A 6,520-nucleotide genomic window follows, 5' to 3' on the forward strand; every position below is an offset into this window, starting at 1 on the left:
TTCGTAATCGTGGCTCAGCATCCTCAGACCTCCGTCGCCCACACGCCCGCGAACCGCACCAGCGGTCGCCCGGCGGTCCCGCACCAGACCCCGGTGCGGCGCTCCTGGGCTCGGATCCCGGTGACGGTGCTGGCCTTCACGGCCTCGATCGCGTTCGCCATGGTGAACGTCGTCGATCCGTCCAGCGGCGCGGTCGCCTCCCCCTACTACCAGGCCCCGGCGCGCTTCAACGGCGACTCCGCGCAGCGGCTCGTCGTCGCGGACGCCGTCGAGCGGACCGTCCAGCGCGACTCGTTCGGCGCCGAGGCGAAGCCGACGCCCACTCCGACCCCGACGCCCACTCCGACCGAGACTCAGACCGCTTCCGCGACCGCCGACGAGGAGGAGTCGGGCTCCGCCGAGGCGGAGACCGCCGCTCCCGTCCAGCGCGCCGCCGCTCCGGATCCCGGATCCGCGAAGGCCATCGCGTACGACATGATCGTGCAGCGCGGCTGGGCCGACAGCGAGTACGACTGCCTCGTCCTCCTCTGGAACCGCGAGTCCGGCTGGAACGTCTACGCCGAGAACAAGTCCAGCGGTGCCTACGGCATCCCGCAGGCACTCCCCGGCAGCAAGATGGCGACGGCCGGCTCCGACTGGGCGACCAACGCGAGCACCCAGATCACCTGGGGCCTCGGCTACATCTCCGGCCGCTACGGCTCGCCCTGCGGCGCCTGGGCCCACTCCGAGTCGGTCGGCTGGTACTGATCGTTCTCCTCCGCTCGGCACAGCGTCCGGCGGGCTGAGGCTCTCGCTACCCTGGTGCCGTGGATTACGCGCTGCTCGGGGTCGTCGGGATCATCACGGTCGTCACCGTCGCGCGGTTCTCGAGCCGCCTCGGGATCGCCGCACCGCTGCTCCTGGTCGTCATCGGGATCGGCGCGTCCTATCTCCCCGGGGTCCCGGACATCGAGGTCGAGCCTGAGCTGATCCTCGCGGGCGTGCTGCCGCCGCTGCTGTACTCGGCCGCGATCCAGGTGCCCCTCACCGACTTCCGGCGGAACCTGCGCTCGATCTTCGGGCTCTCGGTCCTCCTGGTCGTAGTGACCGCCCTCGTGGTCGGCGGCTTCCTCTACCTCGTGTTCCCCGATCTGAGCCTGCCCGCGGCGATCGCTCTGGGCGCCGTCGTGAGCCCGACCGACGCGGTGGCCGCGACCTCGATCGGCAAGAAGCTCGGACTCCCGCCCCGCCTGGTGACGGTGCTCGAGGGCGAGAGCCTCGTGAACGACGCGTCGGCGCTGGTGCTGCTGCGCGCCGCGACGGCTGCGGCGGCCGTGGTCGGCGCCTCCGTCACGACCGACGCGATCGACGTGGGCGAGGTGGGGGTCCTCTTCGTCTACTCCGTCCTGATGGCGATCGTCCTCGGACTGGTCATGGGCGTGCTCACCGTCTTCGTGCGCTCGAAGCTGCGGGACCCGGTGCTCGACACCGCCGTGTCCTTCGCCGTGCCGTTCCTGGCCTACATCCCGGCCGAGGAGCTGGGCGCGTCCGGGGTGCTCGCCGTCGTGGTCACCGGGATCTACACGGGGCACAACAGCGCGCGCTTCCTCTCGCCGCAGTCGCGGATCAGCGAGCGGGTGAACTGGCGGACGGCGCAGTTCCTGCTCGAGAACGGCGTCTTCCTGCTCATGGGCGCCGAGATCAAGGCGATCGTCTCCGGGGTCGTGGACCCGGGCGAGTTCGGAGTGGGCACCGCGGTGCTGCTGGGTCTGGCCACCGTGGTCATCCTGATCGTGCTGCGGGCCCTCTTCGTGTGGCCGCTGCTCCTGTGGCTGCGCAGCTCCGGTCGGCGGGCGGAGCGGATCAACCGGCGGCTGGCGGTGGGCCTGATGCGACTGCGCAACAGCGCCACCAGCGACGAGCGCTTCCGGCGGCGGCAGGTGAGAGCGGAGCGGCTCTACCTCCGGCGCGAGACCGATCTGGCCGCGACCACGAGCGAGGCGTTCGGCTGGCGCGGAGGAGTCGTCCTGTCCTGGTCCGGGATGCGCGGCGTGGTCACGCTCGCCGCGGCCCAGTCGCTGCCGGACGAGACTCCCTACCGCTCCCAGCTGATCCTGATCGCCTTCACCGTCGCCGTCGTGACGCTGCTCCTGCAGGGTGCGACGCTCCCGGCGCTGATCCGGCTCACCGGCATCCAGGGCACCGACGGAGAGGCCGACCGCCGCGAGCTCGCGACGCTGCTCGACGAGGTCGCGGCCACGGGCATCCAGGCCCTCCCCGAGGCGGTGGCGGAGCTGCCCGACGGCGAGGCGGGCGAGCGCGTCCTCGAGCGCGTGCGCCGCGAAACTCTGACCCGCTCGCAGGTGGCGTGGGAACAGGTCGGCCGCGCGGAGGATGCGCCCCTCGGCCCGCACGCGCAGTACCTGCGGCTGCGCCGAGCGGTCCTGCTCGCCGAGCGGGAGGCGCTGCTGGACGCCCGGGGGCGCGGGGTCTACTCCTCGCGGACGCTGCGGCGGGCGCAGCTGATGCTCGACGCCGAGGAGACCCGGCTCGAGATGGACGACAGCTCCCACTGACGGGAGGGGCCCAGCGGCGGCCTCCTAGACTGGGGAGATGCCGCGCAGCAACAGACCCCGGGGCGGCCGCCGTGACGACGACGACGAGCAGCGCGACCTCTCGCAGATGCTCGCAGGCTTCCGGCGCACAGAGTCGCACGCCGGCCGGGAGTGGAACGTTCAGCCCGTCTCGGCAGCGCGGGCCGTGAAGAACTACCTCTGCCCGGGCTGCGGGCTCACCATCGACATCGGCCAGCCGCACCTGGTCACCTGGCGGGCCGACGGCGCCCTCGGCGACGCGGCCGACCTGGCCGGCCGCCGCCACTGGCACACGCACTGCTGGAGAATCCGAGGAGCACGATGACCCACGAGATCCGCGGAGGCGTCGTCCTCCCCGCCCGCCGCGAGGACGTCGAGCTGCACACCTCCGACGGCCTGACCCTGGTGGGGGAGCTCGCGCTGCCCCTGGAGCACGAGCCGGTCGCGATCCTGGTCACCCTGCATCCGCTGCCCACCCACGGCGGCTTCATGGACTCGCACATCCTGCGGAAGGCCGCCGCCCGGCTGCCCGCGCTCGCCGACCTGGCGGTCCTCCGCTTCAACACCCGCGGCACCGCGTCGCCGCGCGGCACGAGCGAGGGCGCGTTCGGACACGGCACCGAGGAGCGCGCCGACGTCGCCGCAGCCCTGGCCCTCGTCGCGGACCGCGGACTGCCGCACCCCTGGCTGGTCGGCTGGTCCTTCGGCACCGAGCTCGCGCTGAAGTGGGGGAGGGAGCACCCCGTCGAGGGAGCGATCCTGCTCTCGCCGCCGCTGCACCGCACGAGCGCGGAGGAGGTCGCCGCCTGGGGCGAGGACGGCCGCCCTCTCGTGGCGCTCGTCCCGGAGTTCGACGACTACCTGCGGCCGGAGGCGGCCGCCGAGCGCTTCGCGAGCGTGCCGCAGCTGGACCTCGTCGCCGTGGACGGCGGGAAGCACCTCTGGGTCGGCGAGGCGCAGACCCGGCGGGTCCTCGACGAGATCGTGCGCGTGGTCGCGCCCGCCTCGTCCCCGCTGCCGACGGAGTGGGCGGGCGAGCTCGGCTGAGCCGACCCGCGCGGCGGCCGCCTAGCGGCCGCCTAGCGGCCGGACGAGCCGCCGTCGGAGCCGCTGCCGTCGGAGTCGGAGTCGTCGCCGTCGTCCGCGAGTCCGTCGATGTGCCCGATGAGCCCGCGCAGTCCGGACACGTAGCCGGCGATCGCGTCGCGCTCGGTGCGGATCTCGTCGAGGCGCCGCTCGGCGGTGTCCATCAGCTCGCGGCTGCGGCGCTCCGCGTCCGCGACGAGCTTCTGCGCCTGGTCGCGCGCGTCGTCGAGGAGGGCGTCGGAGTCGTCCTGGGCCTTCCGGCGCAGTCGCGTCGTGTCGTCGAGGGCGTCGCTGCGGAGGGCGTCCGCCTCGAGGCGCTTGTCGTTCGCGCGTCGGATGGCGTCGGCGAGCTGCAGGTTCGACTCGTCGAGGTAGCGCTGGGTCTGCGCGACGGCCTCCTGGTGGCGGAGCAGGTCGTCGCGGTCGGCCTCCTCGCGGCGCGCGGCGAGCTCGACCACCAGGTCGATCCGGGCCTGCTCGACCTCGCGCGAGAGCGCAGCGGCCTCGTCGGCGGACGCGGCACGCAGGCCCGCCAGCTCGGCGTCGAGCACGGCGACGGCCTCGGCGCGCTCCTGGGTGAGCCGGGTGCGCTGGTCGGCGATCTCGCGGGCGCCCTCGGCGCGGGCGGCGGCGACCTCGGCGTCGAGCGCGGCGCGGGTCGAGAGCACCTCGGCCTCGACCGCCGCGCGAGCCTGGGCGACCTCGGCCTCGACGGCCGCCCGGAGCCGGTCGACCTCGGAGGCGACCTCGGCCCGCAGGAGCTCGTTGGCCTGGGCGAGACGGGCGGCCTCGGCGCGGGCGACCTCGATCTCGCGGGCGGCGACGGCGCGCATCTCCGCAGCCTCGCGCTCGGCCTCGGAGCGGATCGCGGCGGCCTCGCGCTTCGCGGTGGCGCGGGTCTCGGCGGCCTCGGTCGCCACGGTGCCGCGGATCGCGGCGGCCTCGCGGACGGCGTCTTGGGTCATCACGTCGCGGTCGTCGGCGGCCTTGCCGAGCGTCGCCGCGGCCTGCGCCTCGGACTCGTCGCGGGTCCGGTCCGCACGGCGGCGCGCCTCGGTCACCAGGCGCTCGGCCTCGTCGCGCGCCTCCTGGAGGATGCGGTCGCCGTCGTCGCGGGTGGAGCGGCGGAGGGCGGAGGCGTCGTTCTCGGCCTGGGCGATGATCCGCTCGGACTGCTCCTCGGCCACGCGCAGGGTGTGCTCGAGCTTGGCGCCCAGGCCGGCGTAGGTGGGAGTGCCGACCTGCTGCAGCTCCTTCTCGAGGCCCTCGATCCGGGAGGACAGGCGCTTCACCTCGCGGCCGCTCTCGGCCGCCTGGGTGTTCGAGTGGATGAGCTCGCGGCGCAGGCCCTGGACGGCCTTGTCGACCTCGTCCCGGTCGTAGCCACGGAACACCTGGGTGAATTCGGCCTCGTCGTTCGCCACGTCGTCTCCTTCAGAGCAGGACCGCGGTGGGGCTCGCGGCACTGGGAAAGTGTATTCAGCAGGGAGGCCGCGGCCGGGGCGACACCCGCACCGCGCGCCGCCCGGGCCGCACTCTCGGCTTCTCCCGGGCATCGGAGCGAGGGCATCGGCTATCGTGGACTGTCTTTGTCTGTTGCCGTCGCGCCCCGGTCCGGCTGCGTACCCCGAGCCGGCCCCGGCCGTCACCCCGATCCGGCAACGCAGGAGGAGTTCTTTCGTGCGGTTCGTCTTCGCCATCATCGCCACCGTCATCGCTGCCGCGATGATCGTGCTCGGCATCGGTCAGCGGACGGTCTGGGCTCCTCCGGAGTCCCTCACCGCCGAGACCGCGCTCGACTCCTCCGCTCCCTACGCGGTGATCGACGGCAGCACCCTGGGCGCCAACCCGGGACGCCAGACGATCACGGTCGAGGGCAGCGGCGACCTCGTCGTCGCCTACGCCCGGACCTCCGACGTGCTGGGCTGGGTGGGCGGCTCGAGCTACGACGCCATCGGCTACGAGCGCGCCGACGACACCCTCACCTCCGCGGAGGAGACGGGCGAGCGCGTCCAGCTCTCCTCCGACGTCGAGACCGCCGACGCGGCGGTCGTCGATCCTCGCGGCTCCGACCTCTGGCTCGAGGAGTTCGAGGGGAGCGGCAGCGTGACCCTGGCGCTCGACGTGCCGGAGGACGTCTCCATCCTCATCGCGAGCGACGGCACCGCGCCGGCAGCCGACTCCGTGCGCGTCAGCTGGCCCGTGGACACCGCGACGCCCCTCGCCGGCCCGCTGCTGCTCGGAGGAGCCGTGTTCCTCCTCCTCGGCCTCGTCCTCTACATCTGGGCCTTCGTCCACCTGCGCCGCCAGCACGGCCCGCGCCGGAAGGGACCGCAGGGCCGTATCCCCCGCGGTGCCCGCCGTCCCCGGCCGCGTGCCGGGATCCAGGCCTCCACGGCGTCGCCGGCGCCCTCGCGCCGCCGGGCGGCCCTGGTGCTGCCCGTCGTCCTCGGGACGACGGTCCTCCTCTCCGGCTGCAGCTCCGACTACTGGCCGGATCTCGCCGCGGGCGCGAGCGAGGCGCCGACCGCGTCCGCCACGGCGACCGCGGGGGCAGAGCCGGTCTCGGCCGAGCCGACCCCCGTGGTCACCACGCAGCAGGCGGAGGCCGTCGTCGCCGAGGTCGCCGATGTCGCGTCGCGCGCCGACGCCGCCCGGGACGCCGGGATCCTGGCCGAGCGCTTCCAGGGCGAGGCGCTCACCGAGCGCACCACGAACTACGACGTCGTCGCCAAGGGCGGGACGATCGACCCGCCGCAGACGATCCCGGCCTCCCCGGTGAGCCTGGTGCTCCCGCAGGACACGGAGTCGTGGCCGCGCCTCGTCACCGCCGTCGTGCAGAACTCGACGGACACCACCCA

Annotated in this window: 5 protein-coding genes and 1 pseudogene; 5 read left to right on the forward strand and 1 reads right to left on the reverse strand. The window is 73.9% G+C overall.

Features of this window, described 5'->3' with window-relative positions; all coding sequences use genetic code 11:
• The first annotated feature begins 9 nt into the window (after positions 1-9).
• The 4 genes from C5D04_RS09325 to C5D04_RS09340 are packed head-to-tail and all read left to right on the forward strand — an operon-like array spanning position 10 to position 3,620.
• Complete coding sequence (locus C5D04_RS09325; RefSeq protein ID WP_258061290.1) at positions 10-747, forward strand: lytic transglycosylase domain-containing protein; 738 nt, start codon at positions 10-12, stop codon at positions 745-747.
• 59 nt (positions 748-806) lie between these two features.
• On the forward strand, positions 807-2,555 hold the full coding sequence (locus C5D04_RS09330; protein WP_104347627.1) for a sodium:proton antiporter: 1,749 nt from the start codon (positions 807-809) through the stop codon (positions 2,553-2,555).
• A gap of 37 nt (positions 2,556-2,592) precedes the next feature.
• Positions 2,593-2,898, forward strand: coding sequence for a hypothetical protein (locus C5D04_RS09335; protein ID WP_181027199.1), 306 nt, complete (start codon positions 2,593-2,595; stop codon positions 2,896-2,898).
• Positions 2,895-3,620: an alpha/beta hydrolase gene (locus C5D04_RS09340; RefSeq protein ID WP_104347628.1), complete on the forward strand. Its 726-nt coding sequence runs from the start codon at positions 2,895-2,897 to the stop codon at positions 3,618-3,620. The genes C5D04_RS09335 and C5D04_RS09340 overlap by 4 nt, the downstream gene beginning before the upstream one ends.
• A 32-nt stretch (positions 3,621-3,652) precedes the next feature.
• Here C5D04_RS09340 and C5D04_RS09345 read toward each other — a convergent pair whose 3' ends face one another.
• Positions 3,653-5,083 carry a DivIVA domain-containing protein gene (locus tag C5D04_RS09345; protein WP_104347629.1) on the reverse strand — a complete coding sequence of 477 codons (1,431 nt, stop codon included), beginning with the start codon at positions 5,081-5,083 and terminating at the stop codon, positions 3,653-3,655.
• Positions 5,084-5,339: 256 nt separating this feature from the next.
• On the opposite strand from C5D04_RS09345, the pseudogene C5D04_RS09350 reads away from it, so the two are divergent.
• Positions 5,340-6,520: pseudogene (locus tag C5D04_RS09350) on the forward strand (hypothetical protein); the annotation flags it as partial.

Origin of the sequence: Rathayibacter sp. AY1D2, assembly GCF_002932695.1 — a bacterium.
GTDB lineage: Bacteria > Actinomycetota > Actinomycetes > Actinomycetales > Microbacteriaceae > Rathayibacter.

Excerpts from the sequence above, each read along its gene's own strand:
- C5D04_RS09335 (WP_181027199.1), top strand. The coding sequence starts at position 2,593 with ATGCCGCGCAGCAACAGACCCCGGGGCGGCCGCCGTGACGACGACGAC.
- C5D04_RS09340 (WP_104347628.1), top strand. The coding sequence starts at position 2,895 with ATGACCCACGAGATCCGCGGAGGCGTCGTCCTCCCCGCCCGCCGCGAG.